This window comes from Micromonospora sp. NPDC048170 (genome assembly GCF_040652795.1).
Taxonomy (GTDB): Bacteria; Actinomycetota; Actinomycetes; order Mycobacteriales; family Micromonosporaceae; genus Micromonospora.
Genome location: NZ_JBEZMR010000032.1, coordinates 39,172 through 62,803 on the forward strand (window position 1 = coordinate 39,172; position 23,632 = coordinate 62,803).

The 23,632-nt window shown below is 71.4% G+C and carries 21 protein-coding genes; 14 read left to right on the forward strand and 7 right to left on the reverse strand.

Annotation, left to right across the window (positions count from 1 at the left end; translation table 11 throughout):
- The first annotated feature begins 195 nt into the window (after positions 1-195).
- Positions 196-591: a hypothetical protein gene (locus AB0D32_RS27890; RefSeq protein ID WP_357096478.1), complete on the forward strand. Its 396-nt coding sequence runs from the start codon at positions 196-198 to the stop codon at positions 589-591.
- 110 nt (positions 592-701) lie between these two features.
- On the opposite strand, the gene AB0D32_RS27895 is transcribed toward AB0D32_RS27890, so the two are convergent.
- Positions 702-1,637 (reverse strand): LysR family transcriptional regulator, encoded by a 936-nt coding sequence (locus AB0D32_RS27895; protein ID WP_357096481.1) that lies wholly within the window; start codon positions 1,635-1,637, stop codon positions 702-704.
- 70 nt (positions 1,638-1,707) lie between these two features.
- Between AB0D32_RS27895 and AB0D32_RS27900 the strand changes: the two genes are divergently transcribed.
- Complete coding sequence (locus AB0D32_RS27900) at positions 1,708-2,748, forward strand: putative sulfate exporter family transporter (protein ID WP_357096484.1); 1,041 nt, start codon at positions 1,708-1,710, stop codon at positions 2,746-2,748.
- Positions 2,749-2,804: 56 nt separating this feature from the next.
- Here AB0D32_RS27900 and AB0D32_RS27905 read toward each other — a convergent pair whose 3' ends face one another.
- Positions 2,805-3,617: an SDR family oxidoreductase gene (locus AB0D32_RS27905; RefSeq protein ID WP_357096487.1), complete on the reverse strand. Its 813-nt coding sequence runs from the start codon at positions 3,615-3,617 to the stop codon at positions 2,805-2,807.
- A gap of 402 nt (positions 3,618-4,019) precedes the next feature.
- On the opposite strand from AB0D32_RS27905, the gene AB0D32_RS27910 reads away from it, so the two are divergent.
- The 7 genes from AB0D32_RS27910 (at position 4,020) to AB0D32_RS27940 (ending at position 10,686) form a co-directional block, all read left to right on the forward strand.
- Positions 4,020-4,829: a helix-turn-helix domain-containing protein gene (locus AB0D32_RS27910; RefSeq protein ID WP_357096490.1), complete on the forward strand. Its 810-nt coding sequence runs from the start codon at positions 4,020-4,022 to the stop codon at positions 4,827-4,829.
- Positions 4,826-5,563, forward strand: a complete 738-nt coding sequence (locus AB0D32_RS27915; RefSeq protein WP_357096493.1) for an aldolase/citrate lyase family protein — start codon at positions 4,826-4,828, stop codon at positions 5,561-5,563. The genes AB0D32_RS27910 and AB0D32_RS27915 overlap by 4 nt, the downstream gene beginning before the upstream one ends.
- Positions 5,564-5,603: 40 nt before the next feature.
- The gene (locus AB0D32_RS27920) at positions 5,604-6,545 is read left to right on the forward strand and encodes a polysaccharide deacetylase family protein (protein WP_357096496.1); all 942 of its coding nucleotides are present in this window, start codon (positions 5,604-5,606) and stop codon (positions 6,543-6,545) included.
- 68 nt (positions 6,546-6,613) lie between these two features.
- Positions 6,614-8,092, forward strand: a complete 1,479-nt coding sequence (locus AB0D32_RS27925; RefSeq protein ID WP_357096499.1) for an ABC transporter substrate-binding protein — start codon at positions 6,614-6,616, stop codon at positions 8,090-8,092.
- 113 nt (positions 8,093-8,205) lie between these two features.
- The gene (locus AB0D32_RS27930) at positions 8,206-8,895 is read left to right on the forward strand and encodes an ABC transporter ATP-binding protein (protein ID WP_357096502.1); all 690 of its coding nucleotides are present in this window, start codon (positions 8,206-8,208) and stop codon (positions 8,893-8,895) included.
- Positions 8,892-9,671: an ABC transporter permease subunit gene (locus tag AB0D32_RS27935; protein WP_357096505.1), complete on the forward strand. Its 780-nt coding sequence runs from the start codon at positions 8,892-8,894 to the stop codon at positions 9,669-9,671. The genes AB0D32_RS27930 and AB0D32_RS27935 overlap by 4 nt, the downstream gene beginning before the upstream one ends.
- A 1-nt stretch (position 9,672) precedes the next feature.
- Complete coding sequence (locus AB0D32_RS27940; RefSeq protein ID WP_357096508.1) at positions 9,673-10,686, forward strand: ABC transporter substrate-binding protein; 1,014 nt, start codon at positions 9,673-9,675, stop codon at positions 10,684-10,686.
- Here the strand turns inward: AB0D32_RS27940 and AB0D32_RS27945 are convergent.
- Positions 10,673-11,701: a sigma-70 family RNA polymerase sigma factor gene (locus AB0D32_RS27945; protein ID WP_357096510.1), complete on the reverse strand. Its 1,029-nt coding sequence runs from the start codon at positions 11,699-11,701 to the stop codon at positions 10,673-10,675. The two genes, AB0D32_RS27940 and AB0D32_RS27945, sit on opposite strands and share 14 nt — an antisense overlap.
- Positions 11,702-11,821: 120 nt before the next feature.
- Here AB0D32_RS27945 and AB0D32_RS27950 point away from each other — a divergent pair, with 120 nt between their 5' ends.
- Entirely contained in the window at positions 11,822-12,445 is a 624-nt protein-coding gene (locus AB0D32_RS27950) for a maleylpyruvate isomerase family mycothiol-dependent enzyme (protein WP_357096513.1), read from the forward strand.
- On the opposite strand, the gene AB0D32_RS27955 is transcribed toward AB0D32_RS27950, so the two are convergent.
- From AB0D32_RS27955 to AB0D32_RS27965, 3 genes are read right to left on the reverse strand one after another with little or no spacing between them, the layout of a single operon-like run.
- Positions 12,435-13,400 (reverse strand): hypothetical protein, encoded by a 966-nt coding sequence (locus tag AB0D32_RS27955; RefSeq protein WP_357096516.1) that lies wholly within the window; start codon positions 13,398-13,400, stop codon positions 12,435-12,437. The two genes, AB0D32_RS27950 and AB0D32_RS27955, sit on opposite strands and share 11 nt — an antisense overlap.
- Positions 13,397-14,782, reverse strand: coding sequence for a hypothetical protein (locus AB0D32_RS27960; protein WP_357096519.1), 1,386 nt, complete (start codon positions 14,780-14,782; stop codon positions 13,397-13,399). Before AB0D32_RS27960 ends, AB0D32_RS27955 begins: the two co-directional genes overlap by 4 nt.
- The gene (locus AB0D32_RS27965; RefSeq protein WP_357096522.1) at positions 14,764-15,069 is read right to left on the reverse strand and encodes a DUF6403 family protein; all 306 of its coding nucleotides are present in this window, start codon (positions 15,067-15,069) and stop codon (positions 14,764-14,766) included. Before AB0D32_RS27965 ends, AB0D32_RS27960 begins: the two co-directional genes overlap by 19 nt.
- A 224-nt stretch (positions 15,070-15,293) precedes the next feature.
- Here AB0D32_RS27965 and AB0D32_RS27970 point away from each other — a divergent pair, with 224 nt between their 5' ends.
- On the forward strand, positions 15,294-16,103 hold the full coding sequence (locus tag AB0D32_RS27970; RefSeq protein ID WP_357096525.1) for a hypothetical protein: 810 nt from the start codon (positions 15,294-15,296) through the stop codon (positions 16,101-16,103).
- A gap of 135 nt (positions 16,104-16,238) precedes the next feature.
- Here the strand turns inward: AB0D32_RS27970 and AB0D32_RS27975 are convergent, their stop codons facing one another.
- Positions 16,239-18,410 (reverse strand): DUF4173 domain-containing protein, encoded by a 2,172-nt coding sequence (locus AB0D32_RS27975; protein ID WP_357096527.1) that lies wholly within the window; start codon positions 18,408-18,410, stop codon positions 16,239-16,241.
- A 131-nt stretch (positions 18,411-18,541) separates the two neighbouring features.
- On the opposite strand from AB0D32_RS27975, the gene AB0D32_RS27980 reads away from it, so the two are divergent.
- The 3 genes from AB0D32_RS27980 to AB0D32_RS27990 are packed head-to-tail and all read left to right on the forward strand — an operon-like array spanning position 18,542 to position 23,630.
- The gene (locus AB0D32_RS27980; RefSeq protein ID WP_357096530.1) at positions 18,542-19,627 is read left to right on the forward strand and encodes a DUF559 domain-containing protein; all 1,086 of its coding nucleotides are present in this window, start codon (positions 18,542-18,544) and stop codon (positions 19,625-19,627) included.
- Positions 19,624-20,307, forward strand: coding sequence for a hypothetical protein (locus tag AB0D32_RS27985; protein WP_357096533.1), 684 nt, complete (start codon positions 19,624-19,626; stop codon positions 20,305-20,307). The genes AB0D32_RS27980 and AB0D32_RS27985 overlap by 4 nt, the downstream gene beginning before the upstream one ends.
- On the forward strand, positions 20,304-23,630 hold the full coding sequence (locus tag AB0D32_RS27990; protein WP_357096536.1) for a DUF87 domain-containing protein: 3,327 nt from the start codon (positions 20,304-20,306) through the stop codon (positions 23,628-23,630). Before AB0D32_RS27985 ends, AB0D32_RS27990 begins: the two co-directional genes overlap by 4 nt.
- Positions 23,631-23,632 lie beyond the last annotated feature (2 nt).

The window sequence follows — 23,632 nt, forward strand, 5'->3', positions numbered from 1 at the left end:
ACCAGCAGAAACGGCCCTCCGGATACCGATCGGAGGGCCGTTTGCTCCACGTAGGGGGACATCGCGGGATAGCCCTTAGTCGATGCGCCGAAGCGGAGTACGGGAGCCTCCTGCGGCACTGTGTCGGGTCAGTGACCAGCGGGTCCTTGCCGCTGGGCTGTACCGTGCCCGGAGCACTCGCTACAGGAGGTCTCGATGAGGGCACGTCACATCTGGTTGGTCGCCGCGCTGGCCGTCGCGCTGGCCGGCTGCGGCGAGGAGCCGTCGGTGCCGGACATGAAGACGGGCTCTCAGCGGGTGGTCGACGCCATCGCGGCGAAGTGGCCGGCGCCGAATCCCCGCGACACGTCGGACGGTTGCAAGGCGAAGGACGGGGACACCGGGGCGGGCTGCGCCTCGCAGGTCACCACCGACGCGGTCACCGTCACCGAGTACGCCGACCAGGCCACCGCCACGAAGGCTGCCGGCGCCCTCGCCGAGGTGGGTGACGCCCGGGCGGTTGGCCGTTACGTGCTGTCCTGGGCGGCCGGTGAACAAGACCTGACCAGCGACGACGCACGCGCCGACATGGTCCGCATCGCTCAGTCCTGAGCGGGCTCGTCGTCCTGCGGCAGCTCCAGCCCGACGAGGGGCGGCCCGGCGCCGCTGAGCGCCGCCGACGGTCGCCGCCGAACGAGACGCCGGCTACGAGCGGGACCCTTTCACCCTCCGGGGCGCTTGGGTCTGGGCGGCGGTGGGGTCAGAAGCGACGCGTCGATCGCCTGCAACAGGGCCGTCGCGGATCCGGTGAGGCGCCGGCCAGACGGCCAGACGGCCCGTAGCGTCCGACTCAGCGGCAGGTCGTCCACCGGTACGGTCACCAGTTGGCCGGAGGTCAACTCCATCTCGACGGCGTACCTGCTGAGCACTGCGGGCGCGGTGCCGGTCATGGCGGCCCCCTTGACGGCGGCGTTGGATCCGAGAGCCAGGTGGGGCGGCAGCGGGTCCAGGTCGCGTAGGGCCAACTCCAGTGTTTCGCGGGTGCCGGAACCGGCCTCCCGGACCACCAGCCGGGTGTGCGCAAGCTCGGTTGGCCGCAGTGGGCGGTTGAGTCGAGCCCACAGATGCTGCGGCGCCACCACGACGACGAGGTGGTCATGCCCGACGATGCGGTGGTCGAGTCCGTCCGGCACCGTCGGGCCTTCGACGAACCCGATGTCCACGTTTTCATCGGACAGCAGCATCCGGGCGACCTCGGCGGAGTTGACGACGGTCAGACCGACCCGTACGTCGGGCTCCCGCTGACCGAGGCTGTGCAGCCAACGGGGCAGCAACGCCTCGGCGACGGTCATGCTGGCAGCGATGCGAAGCTGGGCCGCCCGCGCCTGCCGCATCGCGGTGAGGCTGCTCTGGAACTCGTCGGCGGCCGCCAGCAGCCGTAGCGACCAGGTGACCACGACCTTGCCGTCGTCCGTGAGCAGTGAACCACGCGGGGTCCGGGTGAGCAGCGGAAGTCGGACCTGGCGTTCCAGGGCAGCGAGCCGCTTGGTGGCCGACGGCTGGGCCATTCCCATCGCACGGGCGGCCTGGCCGACGCTGCCCAGCTCTGCCACCGAGACCAGGAGTCGGAGCGACAGCAGATCAGGAAGTTGGCTCATAGCCACAGGCTATGACGTGCACCGTGGTCGAGGACTACTGGCCACGGCATGCCGGCTTCAGGCTGTTCTCATGGCAACCAAGAATCCGACCAGGTCGGACGACGACCGTACCCGAGCGCGGCGAAGCTCCGACCGGCTCGCCGCTGTGCTGCCGGGCCTGCTCGTCGCTGGCGTGGCTGCCGCCATCGGGTTCGCTGTGAACCGCCAGATCGGGGCGGCCAGCCCCCTGGTGGTGACGATCGTGCTCGGCGTGTTGCTGAGTGCGCTGGGCGGATACCGGCCGCAGTTCCGGGACGGCCTGCGGCTCGCCGCGTCGACGTTGCTGCGTATCGGAATCGTGCTGCTCGGCCTGCAACTGGTCGTCTCCGACATCTACCGGCTCGGGGCCGGACCAATCGTCGTGGTGCTCGTGAGCGTCGCCACCGCGTTCGTCGTCACCCGCTGGGTCGGGCGGCGGCTGGGCATGACCCCGGCCCGCTCACTGCTCGTCGCGACGGGGGTGGCGATCTGCGGGGCGTCGGCGGTGGCCGCGATGAACCAGGTTGCCGACGGGGAGGACGACGACGCCGTTACGGCGGTCGCCGTGGTCACCGTGCTCGGCACGCTGTCGCTGGCGGTCCTTCCCGCGTTGGGTCTGCTGCTCGGTCTCGACGATGCCATGTTCGGCATGTGGATCGGGGCGAGCGTGCACGAGGTTGGTCAGGTGGTGGCCATCGGGGGAGCGGTCGGCGCCGCCGCGTTGTCCACCGCGGTGGTGGTGAAGCTGTTCCGGGTGGTACTCCTCGCGCCGCTGGTCGCCGCGGTCGCGATCGGTCGCCGTTCGGCGGCGCAGAAGGTCGACGGCGCCAAGCTTCCGCCGATCCTTCCGTGGTTCGTGGCCGGGTTTCTCGCGATGGTGGCGCTGCGTACCACCGGTTGGATGCCGGGCGGAGTGCTCACCGCCGCATCCACGACGAGCACGCTTCTGCTGGCCATGGCCATGTTCGCGCTCGGCGCCGCGGTCGACCCGCGGGCCGTCGCCCGCGGTGGCCGCTCCGCGGTGAGTGCCGGCGCCATCGGTACGGTCGTCCTGGCGGCCACATCACTGGCCGGCTTGGCCCTGGTGGGCTGACCGTGGAATCTCTCGTCGTCCGGCGGACGCGTCGCGGCCCCGCGGGTGCTCCTGGATCACGGAGTCCGGGAAACAAGTCCACCGTCGACGAGCAGGCTCTGGCCCGTGAGGTAGCTGGCGGCATCGGAGGCCAGGAACGCCACCAGCGCGCCCAACTCTTCCGGGTGCCCGTATCGGCCGGCGGGGATACGGGCTTGCGCCTGCTGCCGGAACTGCTCGTACTCGACGCCGGCGGCCCTTGCCCGCCGTTCGTCAAGATCGCGGACGCGGTCGGTGGTGAATCGACCGGGAGCGATCAGATTGATGGTCACTCCGTGTTCCGCCACCTCTCTGGCGACACTTGAGACAAGCCCGGCCAGTGCGGGACGAAAGGCATTGGACAGGGTGAGTTCCTCGAGGGGCGCGAACACGCTCGATGAGCCGATCACGACCACACGTCCGTACCCGGAACGGACCATCGCGGGTAGCGTGGCGCTCAACGCGCGGACCGTCGACATCAGCGTCAGCTGGTAGGCGTCGTTCCACTGCTCCTCGCCGAGGCCGAGGAAGCGGCCTGCTGGCGGGCCGCCCGCGTTCGTGACCAGGACGTCCACGCCGCCGAGTCTCTGCTCTGCGCTGCGGATGACTCGGTCCACGCCGGCTGGGGTGGCGACGTCGGCCTGGACGGCGTCCACGACGCCGCCGTAGTCGCGCAGTTCGCCGGCCACCTCTGCCAGGAGGTCCGGCGTCCTGCCGCACACCGTGATGTCGTGGCCGGAGCCGGCGAGCGCATGGGCGGCGGCCCGCCCCAGGCCTCGGCTGGCGGCCATGACGACGGCTCGACGGCGCCGTGCTTCTTTCCCGGTGCCTGTCCACTCACGGGTGTGCACGAGTTGCCTCCTGTTGTGATCTGTCGCGGGATGCGCGGGCGGCGCCTGTGGGCTCGCCCGCCGGGAATCTCGGCGTCCTTGTCGCACCGCCCGGGGCTCAGGATTCCGGCAGTCCTCCTGGGCCAGATCCAGGTAGCCGGGTGGGTTCGCCTGTGATGCCCGGACGGCCATCTCAATGCTGTCGAGCAGCCATCCGTCGCCCTGACTCCCTCCGGTCTCTCTCGAACTGTGAGAGTCAGTTTTATGTAGCGAGAGGCATTGTCCTGGCGGGTGCCGCGAAGCACAAGACCTGGCGCCGCGTGAGCCGGTGAGACGTTCGTCGACGAACAGGTGCAGGTCGGACGGCATTTGCGGGCCGAATCAGCTCTTGCCACGTGACCTGCGCCTCGCTAGCATCCTCTCATGGAGCGATCTACTCTCTCGCAGAATGAGAGACAAGACCTGAACCTCGCCGACCGGCTGCTGACGATCGTCGAGGCCGTCGCGAACAGCGAACAGCCACTGGGGGTCATGGCGATCGCCGCTGCCACCGGGATCGACAAGAGCGCCGTGTCGCGCCTGCTCAAGACCCTCGCCGCCCGCCGCTGGGTTGACAAGGGCCCCGAGGGGTACGTGGCGGGCGCCGCGCTCATCCAGCTCGCCTCCAAGGCGGGTGTCGACGACATCATCGGCCGACTCGCCTCCCGCGAACTGAACGTGCTGCTCCAGGCCACCGAAGAGACCGTCAGCTTCCACCGCGTCGTCGGTTCCCAGCGCATCTGCATCATGGGCATCGAGAGCCCGCACATCATGCGCGGGCGCATCCCGCTCGGCGAGGCGATCCCGCTCACGCACGGGACGTCCGGCAAGACGATCCTGGCGTGGGTCGACGAGTCGCTGCGGACCCGCCTGCTGGCCGAGCTCACCCCCCAGGTCCGCGACAGCATCACCGGCCAACTCGCGTTCATCGAGGCAAACGGCTACCTGAGCACCGAGCACGACCCGAACCAGGGGGTCGGCGCTCTCGCGGTCCCCGTGTTCGGCCCGTACGGCATCGTTGGCTCCCTCGGCATCATCGGGCCCGCCGAGCGGTGGAATGCCGACCAGCGCCGCAGGCACGCGCAGGTCGGCCTCAAGTGCGCGGCCCGCATGGCCGCCGAGCTCGGTTACACCGGGAACCGATACGAGCGCTGGGCCGTCGCCGAACTCGAGCAGACACAGGCCGGGGCATGAGCGGCACAGTCGAGCAGCCCCTGCTCATCACGATGCTCATGATCCCCGGGCACACCCCCGACGCTGCCGATCAGGTCGTCCTCGGCCACGCCGACGCCTACATCCTCGATCTCGAGGACACCGTGCCGCCGGAGGCGAAGCACGACGCCGTCCGCGCCACCGGCGATCTTCTCGCCGGTGATCAGGGCGGGCGGGTGGTCTACGTGCGCGTGCATCCCGTCGACGCCGGCCGCCTGGAGACGGAACTCGACGCGATCGTCGGCCCCTCCCTGACCGGGATCAACCTGCCGAAGGTCGAATCCGCCGCCGAGATCGTCGCACTCGACAGCCGCCTGGCCGCGCTCGAGGAGGCCCGCGGCCTGCCGATCGGGCATACCGAGGTCATGGCCACGATCGAGACCGCGCGCGGCGTGCTGCACATGAACGAGATCGCTGCCGCCTCCCCACGCCTTCGATGCCTGTGCGTGGGGGTTGGCGACCTGACGAGGGACCTCGGCCTTGGGCCGCAGGGCGCCGACCTGTCCCCGGCGATCGTCGCAGCCCAGATCAAGGCCGTCTTCGCCTCTGCCGCGGCCGGCCTTCAGCCACCACACGACTCCACCCATGCCATCGAGGACGACGTGCCGACGCTGCGCCACCGCGCCCAGGCCACCCGCGCCCTCGGATTCAGGGGCAAACACGCCCTGCACGCTTCCCACCTGCCCGTCATCACCGAGATCTACACGACTTCCTGATACCGAAACCTCGGTCATCGTCGAATGAAGGGCCGACACCATGAGTTTGCCGGACCGCGACTATGTCGGTTACGGCCGCCATCAGCCCCTGGGCACCTGGCCCGGCGGGGCACGGGTGGCACTGAACATCGCCGTCAACATCGAAGAGGGCAGCGAACGCTCCTGGTGGGCCGGGGACCGCCAGAACGAGGGGCTCAGCGAGGTGCCTCGCGCGATCGACCCCCGCTATCGCGACCTCGGGGTCGAATCCGTCTACGAGTACGGCAGCCGTGCAGGCGTCCACCGCCTCCTGCGCATGTTCGACCGGCTCGGCGTCCGGATGACGGCGTTCGCGGCCGCCGTTGCGCTCGAGCGCACCCCCGAGGTGGCGCAGTGGCTCAACGAGTCCGACCACGAATTGTGCTCGCACGGATACCGGTGGGCTGAGGCGTGGCACCTGAAGGAGGCCGACGAACGCGCGCTCATCGCGAAGGCCGTCGAGACCTTCGAACGAGTGATGGGGCGACGCCCCGTCGGCTGGTACAGCCGGTGGATGCCGTCGTTGAACACCCGCCGCCTGCTCGTGGAGGAGGGCGGTTTCACGTACGACTCCGATGCCTACAACGACGACATCCCCTACTACGTGAAGGTCAACGAGAGCGCGCACCTGGTGGTGCCGTACACGATGGCCTACAACGACACCCATTTCGCCTACGGCCAGATGACCAGCCCCAGTGATTTCGAGGAGTACTGCACGAAGGCGCTGGACTATCTGCTGGCCGAAGACGACGGTGTGCCCCGGATGATGTCCGTGGGCGTACACCCCAGACTCGCTGGCCAGGCCGCCCGTGCCAGCGCGTTGGAGAGTTTCATCGCCACCGCGCAGGGCCGCGCCGATGTCTGGATCGCCACCAGGGAACAGATCGCACAGTGGTGGCGCGAGCAGTTCCCACCGATTGTCACCGCGACCGGGTTCACCTCCGGTGAATTCCAGGGCGGCTGACCGGCGGCGCCGAAGATCCATGCCCGTACGGCAGACAATTCTGTGTCGTCATGTTTCAAGGAGTGACAATGGCGTCTCTGACCATGCTGATCAACCATGACATTCTCAGCCTGAATCCCAACAGTCGGCTCGCGGATGGTTCCACGCCGTGGAGTGTGCTCGCCAATATCGCCCCCGGGTTGCTGCGCATGGACGAGGACGGCACGCTGCTGCCCAGCCTCGCCACCGAGTGGAGCCACGACGAGGACTTCCGCACGTTCCGGTTCAGGCTACGCGACGGGGTGCGCCTGCACTCCGGCCGCGCCCTCACCCCCGAGCTCGTGATCTGGAACTTCGAGCGCTTCTTCTCCGGCCGCTTCGACACCCACTTCGACCGCGACTACCAGGGACTAAAGGCCATTCGGGCCGACGGTGACCACGGTGTCGTCTTCGAGTTCGACCACTCGTTCCCGGACTTCCTGTACTACCTGGCCTGGCGTACGTGCATCGTCGATGACGTCGTCGACCAGCCCTGCGGGGCCGGCCCCTTCAAGCTGGCCGAGTGGAAGCGCGGAGAGTACGTCCGCCTCGAGGCGTTTGAGGACTACTACGTACCCGGCCAACCCGCCGTCGACGAGGTCAGGGTGATCTGGGCCGCCAGCGCCGAAGCCAAGTTGGCCGCGATCCGTGGCGGCAGCGTCGACGTCATCGAGAACGTGCCGATGCTCGCCGCCGCCTCGCTGGCCGAGGAGGGTCACCTGGAGTACCGCACCGTCGCCTCCACCCGCCGCGCCGCCCTCGTCCTGAACACCCGGACGGGCCCGCTCGCGGATCTGCGCGTGCGCAGAGCAGTCGCGCACGCCCTCGACCGCGCTGAACTCACCCGCATGATCTTCGGTGACAACGCGACCCCGCTCACCCGATCGGTGCTCTCCAGCACGCCGAACCCGGCGATCACCCCCTACACCTACGACGTCGAGGCCGCCAGGACGCTCCTGAAGGAGGCCGGTGTCGGCGAGGGCCTGGTGCTACGCGGCGTGTCCACGAAGGTCGCGCCGCTGCCGAAGGTCGCAGCCCACGTGACCCAGGCACTCGCCGAACTGGGGATCACCCTCGACGTCCGGTTCTACGACGACCCGCCGTGGTGGCCCTTCGTCTACCTCGACACCGAATGGGATCTCGCCTTCCAGGGCATGGGGGTGCGGCCCAGCCTGAACGTGGCACTCGGACGCGACCACCGTTCCGACGGACCGTTCAACGCGTCCGGCTTCGCCGACGCCAACCTCGACGCCCTGATCGACCAGGCGGCCCGGCTCCCCGAGGGGCCGGCGCGCGCCGACGCGCAGTCCAAAGCGGAAATCGCGCTGCACGAGAACGTCCCGGTCATCCCGCTGTACAGCGCGCAGGCCTGCTACGGGTGGAAGCCGGGCGTACGGGGTGTGACCACGAACGCGCTGGGCTACCTCGACCTGAGCGCCGTCACCGCGGCCGGTGAGAGCCCCGATCACGGCACCGCCGGTGCCCCTTCCGGCGTCAGCGCCGACGTCACCGAAAGGCAGCGAACATGAGCCCACGACATGAGCGTCTCCTCGACGCCCCTCCGGCGGCCGTCGCAACCGGATCGGGGCAGGCTGCCCTCGCGGTGCGAAACGCCTCCATCGCCTACGGGCCCAAGAGCCCCGTGATCGTCGACAACGTCTCCTTCGACGTCAACCAGGGTGAAGCCTTCATCCTGATCGGTCGCTCCGGGTGCGGGAAGTCCACACTGCTGCGCTCCCTGGCCGGGTTCCAGGAACTGCGCAGCGGGGAGATCCTGCTGGACGGGAAGAAGACGACAGCCCCTGGACCCGACCGAATGATGGTGTTCCAGAACTTCGACCAGTTGCTCCCCTGGCGTACGGCGTTGCAGAACGTGGAGTTCGCCGTCAAGAAGTCCGGTTCGAAGGGCGCCGCGAGCCCCCGCCAACGCGCCCTCGACGCGCTGGAGATGGTCCACTTGTCGGCCGCGGCCGACAAGTTCCCGTCCCAGTTGTCCGGTGGCATGCAGCAGCGCGTCGCGATCGCCCGTGCGCTCGCGGTGCGCCCCCGGATCGTGCTCATGGACGAACCATTCGGCGCCCTCGACGCCATGACCCGCGCTTCCCTGCAGGCCGAGCTTCTGCGCCTGCAGAAGGAGATGAACATGACCCTCGTGTTCGTCACCCACTCGATCGAGGAGGCCGTCTACCTCGGTGGCCGGATCGGATTGATGACGCCGCGGGGCACGTTCGAGGGTATCTACACCAACGCCTTTCAGGGGCAGCTGGACAGCCCCGAGTGCGCCGAGTTCGCCGGTGAACTGCGCACGAAGCTGGAGATGAGCGCTGCATGAACAAGCCGATCCAGAAAATGGCCGTCCGCATCACGGTGGTGGCCGTGGTGATCCTGGCGTGGGAGCTCGTCCCACGAATGGCGCAGCTCAGTCCGGTCGTGCTCCCGCCGTTCTCCAGCGCCGTCGAGGTGCTGTGGGAGCGGGCGCTGGACGGGTCCCTGTGGCAGGGACTGCTCGCGTCGCTGTCGCTGCTCGTCCGAGGTGTCGGTCTGGGCATCCTGATCGCGATCGTGATGACTGCCGGGTGCTTCATCATCCCCGGCGGGCGTGAGGTCCTACAGACCCTCGTGGGCCTGTTCAACCCCCTGCCGGCGATCGCCATCCTGCCGTTGGCGCTGCTGTGGTTCGGATTCAGCGACCGCTCGATGATCCTGGTGATCGTGTTCTCGGTGGTGTGGGCCATGTCGCTCAACGCCTACGCCGGGTTCTCCACCATCAGGCCGGTACTCGTGGACGTGGGACGCAACCTCGGGCTGCGCGGGCCACGCCTGATCGCGAGCATCTACTTCCCGGCCGCCCTGCCGCACCTGCTGTCCGGTCTGCGGATCGGATGGGCGTTCGCCTGGCGCACCGCCGTCGCCGCGGAACTCGTCTACGGCGCCGCGGGCGGTAAGGGGGGCATCGGATGGCAGATCTATCTGGACCGCTCGGAATTCAACACCGGTGGAGTGTTCGCCGGACTGCTGACAATCGTTCTCGTGGGTCTGCTGGTGGAGTACGGAATTCTCAACACTATCGAATCGCGAACCGTCAAGCGGTGGGGAATGGTGAGTTGACATGAGCACGCATCGAATTGCAGGCTCGCTGCGTCGTCGGCGCAGGACGACAGGCCTTCGTGCTGCGGCCGCCGCTACCGTGATCGCGCTGGTCGCGGCGTGCGGTTCGACGTCGGAGGGCACCACCGGCGCCGACGGCGAAACCAACACCGTCCGGGTGGTCACGAACTTCGGAACGATCTACTACGGCCTGCTGCTCGGCCTGGACCTCCTGGCAGAGGAACGCCCCGACCTGAAGATCGAGCACGTCCAGCTCTCGGCCGGCGGGGACAGCCTCACCGCTCTCGCCTCCAACCAGGCGGACGTGGTGTCGGTCGGCGTATCGCCCGTGCTCATCGCCCGTGAGAAGGGCGTGCCCGTGCGCTTCGGCGGGTCGCTCGTGACGGCAAACGTCGCGCTGGTGGCGATGGACGGAAAGTACCGCTCCCTGGCCGACTTCCAGCCGGGTGACCAGATCGCCACCCCCGGCCCCTACGCCGTCGGCTCCATCGCGTTGCTCGGGGCGGCGATGCGTGAGCTCGGCGACTGGAAGAAGGTCCAGGGCATGTTCCGCATGATGCCCCACCCGGACGCGGTGGCGGCGCTCACTCAGGGGGAGGTGCAGGCCCACATGGCCACGCCTCCATTCCTGCAACAGGGCCTGGCCAAGGGAGCCCGCGAAGTGATCGGTGGCAACGATCTCCTGGGCGCCCCCGTGCCACTGGGAGCTTTCGCGTTCAACGAGTCCTTCCACAAGGCGAACCCGAAGGTGTACGCCGCTCTCGTGGATGCGATCAAACGCGGCACTGCGATGATCAACGATGACCCGCAGGCCGCAGCCGCACGGATCGCCGGCCTCGATGCCGTAAAGACGACCAAGGACAAGGTCCTTGTCGAGCTCACCGAACAGGGCATCAAGTTCAACACCGAGTTCGCGGGCTACACCGAAACGGCGGACACCATGCTCCAGATGGGGCTCATCAAGAAGAAGCCGGCCCTCTCCGACGTGTCGTTGCCAAACGTCACGGGTTCATGACGACGGACTGACCGCGTGGCATCGTGCGGTCCCAGCGGCCCGTTCCCGCTGGGGCCGCACCCCGCCGGAACAACGGCACCAGCCGGTCTGCGTCCAGGTACGTGACGATGCCGGTGATCGCGCCCTGGAACACGTCGAGTAGCACCAGCGCGAACGGCAGGTGTTCGCCGTCCGGGCCGGGGCGCGTCTGCCAGAACGCCGGCGATCCGTTCGCCTCGGCCGGCCGCAGCCGCGCCCCCGCGCAGGACGCCCCCGGGTCCAGCAGTGCCAGGCGGATCTGGTCCCGGCCGCGGATCCACCACCCGAACGGCGGCATCGACATCGTGGCATCCTCGTGCAGCAGCGACACGAGCGTGGCGACGTCGTGGCGTTCGAACGCGGCGCAGTAACGGTCGAGCAGCTCACGCTGGGCCGGGTCGGCCGGTCGCCGCGAATCCCCAGGCGTGGGGGCGTTCGCCCGCAGCGTCGCCCGCGCCCGCTGTAGCGCGCTGTTCACCGACGCCACGGTGGTCTCGAGCAGTCGCGCGACCTCCACGGCCGTCCAGCACAGGACGTCACGCAGGATCAGCACGGCGCGTTGCCGGGGTGGCAGGTGCTGGAGTGCGGCGACGAACGCCAGCCGGATCGTCTCGCGCTGGACGGCCAACTCCTCCGGGCTGCCGGTCGCTGGCAGGACCCGGCCGTCCGGGATCGGATGGATCCACCGTTGGTCCGCGACCGGCGGCCCGATGGTGGCGCCGGCAGCGGCCGCCGGGCCGAGGTCCATGGCCAGGGTGCGTCGTTGCGCGCTGCGGAGCATGTCGAGGCAGACGTTGGTCGCGATTCGGTACAGCCAGGTGCGCAGCGACGCCCGCCGCTCGTCGTAACGGTCGTACGCCTGCCACGCCCGCACCAGGGTCTCCTGCACCGCGTCCTCGGCTTCGAACCCGGAGCCGAGCATCCGGTAGCAGTAGCCGGTGAGCTCCGTCCGGAACCGCTCCAGCCGGGCGTCCTCGCCGGTCGGCATCTCCCGCATCCTCCGACCCTACGCACCGCGACGGGCTGGTGTGCCGACCGATGAGTCCGTCGCGCCCCCTCCGTACCTCCTGGGGGACGTCGCGGTGGGCGGCGGACGGTGACCAACGAGGGGCTGACGATGGGTGAAGACGACATCCGGGCGGCGGTGGTGGCGGAGCGGAGCCATCAGGCGGACCTGCTCGCCGCCCTTCGACCAGAGCAGTGGGGCGCTCCGACGCTGTGCGCCGGCTGGCGGGTCCGTGAGGTCGTGGCCCACACGACGATGCCGTTCCGGACCTCGACCGGTCGGGCGTTGGTCGAGCTGGTGAAGGCGGGTGGACGTGTCAACCGGATGGCCGACCGGTGCGCGCGGCGCGACGCGGCCCGAATGACCGACGCGCAACTCCTGGCGGCGCTCCGCGGCAACGTCGCCCATGCCTGGAAACCACCGGGTGGCGGTACGCTCGGAGCCCTGTCCCACGATGTCATCCACGGGCTCGACATCACCGTCGGCCTGGGGCTGGGCCGGCGCGTTCCGCCCGACCGCATGGCGATGGTCCTCGCCGGGCTGACGCCGAGGAACATCGCGTTCTTCGGAACGGATCTCTCCGGGGTGATGCTGCGGGCAACCGATCTGGAGTGGAGTCACGGCACCGGAACGCCGGTGCGGGGGCTCGCACAGGACCTGCTGCTGGTGATCTGCGGACGCCGCCTCCCACCGGGCCACCTCGACGGGGAGGCCGCCGGCCGCTTCACCCGATAGCCCTGGCCTGCTGCCCGTCGGCATCGGCCGGCCCGGCGATCGCCCGCGCCCGCCGGCTCAACGCGTCGACGCGGTCGACGAGCCCGCGTACGGCGTCCTCGTCGTCTCCGTCCACGGCCGCGACGCGGTCGAGCAACGCGACGTAGTCGGAGGTCAGGGCCTGGTACTCCCTGCCGAACGCCTTCTCGGCGCCGCTGACGCGGCCTCGGCGTCGGGTCGCCGCGTACCGCTGGTCGAGGTCGATGATCTGTTGGGCCAGCACAGCGGCGGCGGCGCTGAGCGTGCTGCGGCCGTCGGCGTTTCCGTCGCGGCGGCGGCGACGGGCGTCCGCGAGCCGGCCCGCCCGGCGGCCACCGACGTAGAGCGCTGTCGAACCGGCGACGACGGCCACCAGGGCTGCCGCCGCGAGCAGGAAGCGGGGCAGCGACGGGCTGATCGTGCGCGCGCCGTCGGGCACGGTGCCGGCCTTCACCAGCAGGTCGTAGTTGATGGTGACGACCTTCAACGCCTCCAGGGGCCGGTCGACGAAGGTGTCGATGCCCCGGCCGATGGTCATCTCCGCGACGGCGGCCCGGCCGAAGTTCTCGTCGTCGCGCCCGGGCAGCAGCGCGCACCCGTACGTGTCGTAGTCGTCCGCGTCGCGGCTCATCACCAGCACGACGTTCCCGTCGGCGGCGCGCTCGACCCGGCGGCAGCCCTGCCTGAGGTCGGCACCCGGTTCCAGCAGCAGCACGACCAGCCTGCGGTTGCCGATGATCCGTTCGGCGGCGGCCTGGTCCAGGTCGACGCCCGGTGCGGCGTACACGGACGAGGTGCGGACCTGACGGGCGGCCGGACCGTCCAGCAGCCCGCCGGTCCACAGCGCCCAGCCGGCCAGCACCAGGCAGGCCAGGACGGCGACGCCGAAGGGCGTGCCGAGGAGGTCACCGAGCCATCGGCGGACGGACTGTTTCACGACAACCTGCCCCGCAGGTAGAGGTCCGGGCGGTAACTGGCGAGCCCCAGCGTCCGGGCGCCGTCGTCCAACTCGCCGGCCGCCTCGTCCAGCAACGTACGCACGTGGCGGTCCGGCAGTTCCTCGTCCAGCGCGGCCCGGGCCGCCTGGAGCTTGACGATGCCCCGGGTCAGTGCCGGATCGCTGCGGGCGTCGGTCAGCAGGGACATCTCGACGGCGAGCGCGGTGAGACCGGCCAGCCGAGCCGGCGTGCCGCCCCGCCCGGGGTCGCCCCGCCGGATCCCCACGCCGTCCGGCCGGCGCAGCGACCGGACCGAGAGGACCAGGAACGTCGCCACGCAGCCCGCGAAGAGCCACGGCAGCGCCGGCAGCGCCACCCGGAGCGGGTCGACCGGCCGATACGGCAGCGGACGATCGAACAGCCCCGAGTAGCGGATGTCGGTGACCCGGTTCAGGTAGGCCGCGAGCACGTTGTCCTGGGGGTAGTCGTACCGGCTCAGCCGGCCGGCGAACTGACCGTAGAAACTCGCCCCGGCCAGCTCCGCGAAGTCCGCCGCCGGGCCGTGGTACTCGATCCAGAGGCCGTACATGACGACGATCGGCGTGCCCGGGAACAGGTCGGTCAGGGCCGGGCCGTACCGGGGCAGGGGCTCGCCGAATGGCTGCGCCGGAAGCGCGACGTACCGGGCGCCGTCCGGGAAGGCGTTCTTCGAGGCGTCGCCGGGGACGCCGGTCAGGGTGGCCCCGGCCGCGACGTGCAGGCCGGTGGCCCGCAGGTCGACGGCGACGGCGGCCAGCTCCCGGTCGGTCGGCTCGCGCCACCGCAGCTCGTCGTGGTCAGCCGGGGCGGGCGCGTCCCGCAGCCCGGCGATCAGCGTCACCAGCAGATCCGTCACGTCGGCCGTGGCGAACTGCGCGCGCCAGCCGGGCAGGTCGTCGGGTACGGCCTGGTAGAAGCCGCCGCTGACCTCGGTGCCGATCACCCGGATGGTGGCATTCCTCACGTCCCGTACCCGGCGGCGTTCGTCCTCGTCGAGCCCGGGCGGCGCGACCAGGATGCGGACCGGGTGGTCGCCGGCTGCCTCGCGGACCCGCTGCTCGTTCCAGCGCGCGGTCGCACCGGGCAGCCGCACCACGGGGTCGGCGGTCACCAGCGCGGTCATCTCCTCCACCGACGGCACGCTCGCGTCGCTCAGCTCACCGGACGACCCCTCCTCGATCCTCGCCGTGGCAGCCGGCGACCGGCCGTAGCTGACGTCGATGCCCTGCTGCCGCTGGGCGAGCAGGAAGACCACCAGGACGACCACGGCGATGCCGAGGAGCGCCCAGCGCAGCAGCTCGTGGCGGTGGTGCCGGCGGGCCGTCACGGGTGCGTCCGCCACAGCCGGTCAGCCTCCGTCGCGTGTTCCGCCGCCGTCCTGGCGGCGGAGACCCCGCCGCGCCCGGCGGCGATCAGTTCGGCACGGGCCAGCAGCTGCTCGGCCTCCGGCACCCGGGTCGCCGCCGCGTCCCGGCTGACGGTCGCGCTGTCGATGGCCACGCGGGCGGTGGACCAGGCGGTCTGCCGCTCCTGCACCCGTTCCCGCCGCCTGGGCAGCAGGGTCGTCGCGAGGCCCGCGCCCACCAGCAGGACGACACCGACCAGCCAGATCAGGAGGGTGTGGGACATGCGCTCCAACCATCGGACGAGGGGTACGGCCTGCTCGGCAGCTGTCAGGCGGGCGTGGGGTACGACCGAGTCTGGCTGATCGAGTCGAACCGGTGCGCGCCGGCCCCACCTGGCGCATCGTCCGGCTGTCCGCTTCGGGACTCAGTGGTGCTCGCCGCCGACGTCCTCGGCCAACCTGATCCGTGACGGCGGGTGTCCCGCATGTCGTGGAGATCGGAGGACCGATGAAGTCCCATTCCCGATGGCGGTCGACCCGGATGACGCTGGTCGCGGCCCTGGTCGCCGCGTTGGCCGTCGCTCTGCTGCCCGCCTCGCCCGCGTTCGCGCTGCCCTCCGGCAGCGGCTGGTCGGGCTCGTGGAGCTACTACCACCCGACCGCCTACCAGTACGCCGGCACCCTGCCCGGCGTGCGGCTGACCGGCTACGCCACCGACAATTCGGGAACCAGCAGTACGGTCGGCACGATCGAGGACACCGCCGACGACGCCCGCTGCGCCAGGGTGATGCTCTACGCCTACGGCGTCGGCTACGTCGCCGACCGGACCACCTGCGGCAGCGGCAGCTACCTGACGTACTCGACCGGCAGCTTCAGCCAGGGGCTGCTGGTGATCGTCTACCGGATGATCACGGGCACGAGTACCCACGACAAGGGCTTCGCCATGTTCGTACCGGGCTCGTCGGCCGACCCGGAGATGCGCACCGTGGGCACCGGCGCCAGTTGGTCGTACTACACCCCGACGGCGTTCCAGTACACGGTGACCCGACCCGGCGTGCGGTTGACCGGCTACGGCGCCCACCAGTACACGGACCAGCGTTCGTCGCTGAACACGGTGGAGAAGACCGCCGGCACGGTCGGCTGCGCCACGGCCAAGGTCACCGGCGGGGTGTCGACCAGCGGCGGCACCTGCGTCAACGGCGGCAGCACGTCCTTCTCCCGCTCCGATCTGACCAACATTCTGGAGGCGTCCGCCTGCTACCAGCGGGTCCCCGGCACCCGGCGCTGCCTGGCGGTGGGCATCCCCGAACCCTGGTGACCGAGCGGGACGTTGTCGCCGGTGTCGGCGATCCAGAGCGGCACGGCAGGCGTACCCGGACCGCCGTCCCGGGGACCAGCCTGATGTTCCCGGACCGACCCGCCGTCCCCGGTCGACCCGGGGACGGCGGGGTCGTCAACGGCGGCTCTTCGGCAGGTCGAACTGGTCGGCGGCCCTGCAGTCGCGCTGTCCGCCGACCGCGTTCGGCCCGACCCGGTCGAGCGCCGCGCGCGCCCGGACCCGGCCGAGGTTCCAGGCGTACCAGGGGTCCGGCTCGTCGAGGTCGTCCGCGATCCAGCTCAGCGTGCAGCGGCGTGCCGGGTCGGGCAGGCGGGTCAGGGCCGGCGTGGCGTCCGCCGAGAGCGCCCGCAGGTACCAGGCGTCGATCTTTCCCGTCTGCTCGTACCGGGCGATGTTGCGGCGGGCAGCGTAGTCCTCCGGGTTGAGTACTGCCAGGCTCAGCAGCATCACGACGGCGAGCGCCACGGTCGTGCCGGGGATCCAGGCCCCGCGCCAGCGGAGCCCGGCCACCAGGATCATCAGGAACACGGTGCCGAGCAGCAGCTCGAACGCCATCACGAAGAGCCGCTCGCCGGTGAAGCTGTAGACCTTCTGGTACGTGTACATCCGGGACAGCGCCGACACCACGATGACGAAGCTGAGCGCGCTGAGCAGGCCCAGCAGGATCCGCAGCAGGTGACGCTCGACCGCCCGGTCCCGCCGTGCCCAGCGGGCCACCCCGCCGAGCACCGCCAGCGTCAGCATGGTGACGACGACGAGCTGCCAGAACCCGCTGCGCGCGTACTCGGCGTAGCTGAGGCCGGCGGTGCGCAGCACGTGCCGTTGCCCGCCGAACAGGACGGTGAACTGCACCGCCACGAAGCCGCCGAACAGCAGCGTCAGGGCGCTGATGGCCGGAGCCCACTCCACGACGCCGAGGCGGCGCGTCGCGGGCTGGTCCACGGTCGACAGGTCGGGAGGCGCGGCCAACGTGTGGATGGCGGCGACGGCGCTCAGCCCGCCGACGGCGGCGAGGAAGGCCCAGCGGAACGCCGTGCCGACGTTGACCTCGGGAATCAGCTCGCCGAGGACCACGGAGAAGGCGCCGTCGGCGGAGGACAGGAGCGCGCCGAAGACGATCAGCGCGGCCAGGGTTGCCGCCGTCGACCCGACGACGCGGCGGGCCAGACCCGGGTTCGTCGGTGCGTGCAGGTGACCGCGCACCCACGGCAGCCCCCGGAACGCCGCGAACGGTGCCGCCACCAGGCTGAACAGGATCGAGCGGACGAGCCGGCCGCCCACGATCGCGAGGGCCGCGCAGCCGAGCGCGCCGAGCACGCAGAACGTCACCAGCCACCAGGCGTTGCGGAAGGTCAGGACCGACAGCAGCGCCAGCGCCGCCGTCGCCCAGCCGGCGCGGATCCACCGGTCGGCGCGCGGCAGTTCCGCGCCTGTCCGCCGGACCGCGAGGACGACCGCGACGGTCAGGGCGAGCCAGCCGAGGAACCAGCCGATGCCGGTGCGGGTGAGCGGTACGAGGAACGCCAGCCCCAGCGCCCCGGCGAGGACGGCGGCCGGCACGGCCCGGTCCCGGGCGGGCGCCGGTCCCGGCCAGCGCGTGTCGAGGAAGGACGGCCGGGGCGGAAGTGGCTGGTAGCCGCGGTACGGCATCGGCGCGCCAGCCGTCCCCCCGTATCCGTGGGGCGCCAACACCGGCATGGTGATCGGCGGTGCGGCGGCGGGCCTCTGCGCGGTGGCCGGCGGGGCCGTGGCGGCGACCGGCGGCGTGGCGACCGTCGATCCGGCGCTGGGCGCGGTGGGCGCCGAAGGGACGGAGCCGGTCGGTGCCGCAGCGGTGGCGGCGGTCGGCGGCTTGCCGGCGTCAGGCGCCGGGGCCTCGGCTGGCGATGGGGCCTCGTCCGGAGTGACTGCGGCGGTCGGCGTCGAGCTGCCCTGCCCCGGTCCGACGAGGGGCGGCGATGCGGCCGGCGCGGCCTCGGCCGGCGTGGCGGCGGGAGTGACCGGTGCCGGCGTCGGGGCCGGCGGGGCCTCGGCCGGCGTCGCCGCGGCGGTGACCGGCAGCATGGGGATGAACACGGCGTACCCGCGCGTCCCGGCCGGAATGTTGACGGGGATCGCCCAGGCGGGCGCGCCCTCGGCTCCGGGCCACACCATCGGGGGCGGTGCGCCCTCGGTGGGTGGCATGACGAGCAGGTGCGGCGTCGCGTTCCCGGGGTCGGCGTCGTCGGCGCCTCCGGGCGTGTCGCCGGTGCTCCGGGGCCCTGGAACCGGTGGTGGCTGGGTCACCGAACCCTCCTAGATCGAATGATCGGCACACTGTACGGCCGCCTCCTTCCCCGCCGCCGCCCCGATGCGGTCGTACGACAGACACAGACGGGGGAGGCAGGCCCAACGGCTCCTCGGTAACGTGCTCGGCCATGGCCATCGGCGCACCTCCCGCGCACTGGTGGGAGGCACTGCCTGCGCGGCAGGTCAGCCACCTGCCCGGCATCGACGCCGAGTTGCTCCAGGTGGGCCTCGATCCGTCACCGGTCGCCGCCCCGGTCGTCGTCCGCTGCCGCGTACCGGCCCACGGCGGCTTCACCGACCTGCTCGCCGGCGTACTCGACGAGTTGGACGGCGCGGCGGTCAGCCTGTTTCCCCGCTGGCTGCCCGGCGCCGAACGGCTCGACGGTGCCGGCACGCTCGGTGACGCCGCGGTCCGGGCCCTGGCCGCGCGGGCCGCCGCACGCTCCGCGCACTTCGGCCCCTTCCTGGCCGACCTCGCCGAACGCGCGCTCCGCGGAGCGGACCGGCCACGCCGGCCGCGTTTCCCGGCGGAGGTACGGGCCGCCGGCCTGGCCCGCGTCATCACCGCCGCGTACGAACGTGACGGGTGCGTGCTGCTGGTCGGCCTCTCCGACGAGCTGACGCCGGACGGGGAACGCGCGCTGGTCTCCGCCGCGGAGTGGCTGGTGCGGCACGGCCGCTTCACCGTCTGGCTGGCGGGGCGGCCACTGCGTACGGTCGACAGGATCCGGTCGGTTCCGCTCTCGCTGCCGTCGAGCCTGACCGAGTTGGCGGTGCAGACGGGTCGGGTTCCCGACACCGTCCGTGAGTCTCCGTCGATGTTGACGTTTCCGCCGCTGTCCGGGGTGCCGCGCGGCGACAGCGCTGCCGAGCAGGCTCTGGAGCTGGCACTGACGCCGCACGAGTGGGCCCGGGGCAGGCGGTGGAACCACACGTACGACTGGCACCCGCTCGGCGAGACCTACCGCCTGGATCTCTTCTGGCCGGCTGAAGGGCTTGCGGTGGAGGTGGACGGCCCGGAACATCGGGGCCGAATCACTTTCGCCAACGACCGGCGTCGTGACGTGCGGCTGCAACTACTCGGGCTGGACGTCCTCCGGTTCACCAACGAGCAGGTGCTGTCCGACGTCCAGGCCGTGGTCGGCATGATCCGTGAACTGCTGACCCGCCGCCGCGCGGCCGGCGCGCGCCCCCACCGAGAAGAGGCACCATGACGAGCCCGACGGACGTCCCGACCCTGACGCCCAACCAGATCAACGCGCTCGTGGTGCTCATGGTCGAGGCCCGCGAACTGACCAACAACGAGTTGAAGGAGTTGGCCGGCTTCGCCCTGACCGGTGCCGACAACGCCAAGCTCGTCAAGCTGGGCCTGGTGGAGACCGACCGGTCGCACCGGCCCTTCTCCCACCAACTGACCGACGAGGGATGGCGGGTGGTGCGCCAGTTGCACGCCGGCACCCCGCCCAGGCAGGCCGGCTCGGCCACCCGTTCGCTGCTCACCCTGCTGTCCAACCTGCACCGTTCCCTGGACCGGCTGCGGCTCAGCCACGCGGACTTCTTCAAGCAGGCGCCGGGCACCCCGGCTCCGGCAGGCGGCCCGACGCCGTCCGCCCCCGTGGTGGCCGAGCCGGGGGCGGTGGAGGCCCTGATCCGGGCGGCCTATCACGAGCTGGCCAGGAAGCCGGGATCCTGGGTGGGGCTCGCCGACCTGCGCGAGCACCTCGGCGCGCAGGACCGCGCGTCCGTCGACGCGGCGTTGCGGGCGATGGTCCGCCAGGAGGGCGTGCGGATCATCCCGGTCGCCAACACCAAGTCGTTGACCGCCCGGGACCGGGCGGCGGCGGTGCGCATCGGGGACGAGGAGAACCACACCCTGGCGATCGGCCCGGCATGATTGCGCAGGACGTACGGGCCGCACTCGAAGCGGTCAGCCTCAACCCGGCGGTCACCCCCGACGACGTGTGGCGGCCCAGCCCGCACGACGTGCCGGAGCTGCACGAGAAGGTGGTCGCGGAGATCCTCCGGGGCGTCGGCAGGGCCCGCACCGACGACACCGCCGTCCCGCTCGGGGTGGCTATGCAGGGGCGGGCCGGTGCCGGCAAGACCCACCTACTGGGCGCGGTGCGGGACCGGATCCAGCGCGAGGGCGGCTACTTCTTCCTGGTCGACATGGTCAGCGGGAAGACGTTCTGGGAGAGCGTCGCGCTGGCCCTGGTCGAGGGCATGGGCCGCGACGCGATCGGCTGGGGCACCCAGCTGCGCACGTTCCTGCGCCGGCTCACCGCCCAACTCGGCATCCCGGCCGAGGTGCGCGACGCGATCGCCGGCACGAAGCCGGTCACCCGGGAGGACCTGGACACCTTCGTACGGGCCCTGCGGACGCGCCATCGCGAGATCGGCCGGGACTGCCAGGACACCGCGCGGGCGCTGGTCCTGCACGGTGCGCTGGACTTCGAGGCACAGGACGTCGGCTACGCCCACCTGATCTCCGAGCCGGGTGACCCGCTCGGTCGTACCGCCTGGGGGCTCACCCCGGCGATCCGCACCCCGCAGCAGGTCGTCCAGGACGTGTCCCGGCTGATGGCGCTGACGCTCGACCCCACCGTGATAGCCGTCGACCAGCTCGACACGCTCTTCGCCCAGACCAGCACCGCCATGTTCGACCAGTACGCCGGGCTGGAAGACGGCCAGGCGAAGGTCGTCGGGCCCATCGCCGACGGGCTGCTGAAGCTGCGTGACGTCACCCGCCGGACGCTGGTCGTGGTGTCGTGCCTGCCGGACACCTGGGAGCTGTTGACCAGGAGCGCGCCCACCCCGGTCGGTGACCGGTTCCGGCAGGCGACCCTCCCCGACCGGATTCCCACCCCCGAGATCGGTCGGGCCATCGTGGCGAAGCGGTTCGCCGCCGCCTTCGCCGGGCCTCGCTTCGCGCCGCCGTACGCGACCTGGCCGATCAGCCCGGAGGCGTTCGCCGACGCCCCGGCGTTGACGCCCCGGGCGCTGCTGCGTCGGGTGGACCGGCACGTCGCCTGGTGTCGGGACCGGGACGAGGTGACCGAGCTGGACCGGCTCATCGAGGGTGCCGACCACGTCGTCGGCCCGTCCGGGCCGGCGGGTGCCGCCCGCGTCGGCTCTCCACCGGGTGCCCCGGAGGCCGGCGACGACGTGCGCCTGCGGCAGCTCGACGACCGGTTCGCCGAGCTGGTCGCTGCGGCGGACGTGGCGGCGGCGCTCGACGCGCGCACCGAGGACGCGCACATGCCGGCGCTGCTCGCGGCCGGCCTGGCGGCCTGGATCGCCGAGCATGCCCCGACCGGTGCCAGCTACAAGTACGATCCGCCGCCGGGGCGTAAACCGGCGCTGCACGGGCGGCTGATCGAGGTGCTGGACGAGGCCACCGAGAACGAGGCGCACTGGTGTTTCCGCGCCATCGCCCACCCGAACGCGATCGCGGCTACCGCCCGGGTCAAGGCGGCCTGCACGATGGCGGGCCTCGACCGCGAGCTGCCGCAGCGGCGGCTGGTGCTGCTGCGCAACGGCCCGTGGCCGACCGGGAAGCGTACGACGGAGGTGCTGGCGGCGTTCGACGCGGCGGGCGGCGTCCGCTGCGGCGTCGCGGAGGCGGACCTGCGGGTGTTCGCCGCGCTTCGGGAGTTGGGCGGCGAGGCGCCCTCGGTCCTTCAGGAGTGGCTGCTCGCGCGCCAACCGGCCAGCTCCACGCAGCTGTTCAGCACGGTCCTGGGCGGCTCCGCCGGAGCGACCCGCGCGGATGCCGGACCGGTTGTCCCGGGTGCCGGGCCGGTTGTCGCGGCCGGCGGCGAGGACGACGCACGGGCCGACACCGGGCGGGCGACGGCCGACGGCGAGGACGACGTGTGGGCCGACAGCGGGCGGGCCTCGGCCGGCGTGGCCTTGATCCCGTCGGGCCGGTCGGCCGGCGCGGCCTCGATCCCGTTGGGTCGGACGACCGACGGCGGGCGGCCGTTCGCGGTGGACCTGGAGTCGCTGCGCCGGCACACGGTGATCTTCGCCGGTTCCGGTTCCGGTAAGACCGTGCTGATCCGGCGGCTCGTCGAGGAGTGCGCGCGGCAGGGCGTCTCCGCGATCGTGCTCGACCCCAACAACGACCTCGCCCGGTTGGGCGATGCCTGGCCGGAACCGCCGGCCGGATGGGCTCCCGGCGACGCCGCGCGGGCCCGCGACCATCTCGAGAACACCGAGGTGGTGGTCTGGACGCCCCGGGTCAACGCCGGCCGGCCGCTGAGCTTCCAGCCGCTGCCGGACTTCACCCCCGTGCGTGACTCGCCGGACGAGTTCGACCAGGCGATCCGCTCGGCCGTGGAGGCGCTCGCCCCGCGCGCCGGGGTGGACCGGCCGACGAAGCTGGCCCAGCAGGGCAAGGCCGTGCTGACCGAGGCCCTCCAGGCGTACGCGAGGAGCGGAATGGTGGGCCTGCCCGGCTTCACCGAGTTCCTCGCCGAGCTGCCCGACGGGGTGAGCCGGCTGACCCGGGCGGACAAGCTGGCCCAGGATCTGGCCGAGACCCTGAAGGCCGCCATGGTCACCGACCCGTTGTTCGGTGGCGGCGGAGCCCCGGCCGATCCGGGACTGCTGCTCACCCCCGCACCGGGGCGTCGGGCCCGCATCTCCGTGATCAGCTTCGTCGGGCTCACCTCCGACCAGGAACGACAGGGCTTCGTCAACCAGTTGCAGATGGCCCTGTTCGCCTGGATCAAGCGGCATCCGGCGGGCGACCGACCGCTGGGCGGGCTCTTCGTGATGGACGAGGCGCAGACCCTCGCGCCGTCGACCGGGCAGACGGCCTGCACGGCCAGCTCGATCGCCCTCGCCTCGCAGGCCCGCAAGTACGGGCTCGGGCTGGTCTTCGCCACCCAGGCGCCGAAGGGCCTGCACAACCAGATCTCCGGCAACGCCACCACGCAGTTCTTCGGGCTGCTCAACGCGCCCGCGCAGATCGACGCGGCCCGTCAGTTGGCGGAGGCCAAGGGCGGCCGGCTGCCCGACATCGGCCTGATGCACAGCGGCCAGTTCTACGTGGCCGGGGACGGCTTCGCCTTCGTCAAGGTGGACACCCCGATGTGCCTGACCCACCACCCGAAGGCGCCGCTGAGCCCGGAGGAGGTCGTCGCCAGGGCGGGTTCGGCACAACTCCGGCCGGCACGCAGTCACCTGCCCGACGCCTCGGCCGTCCGATGACG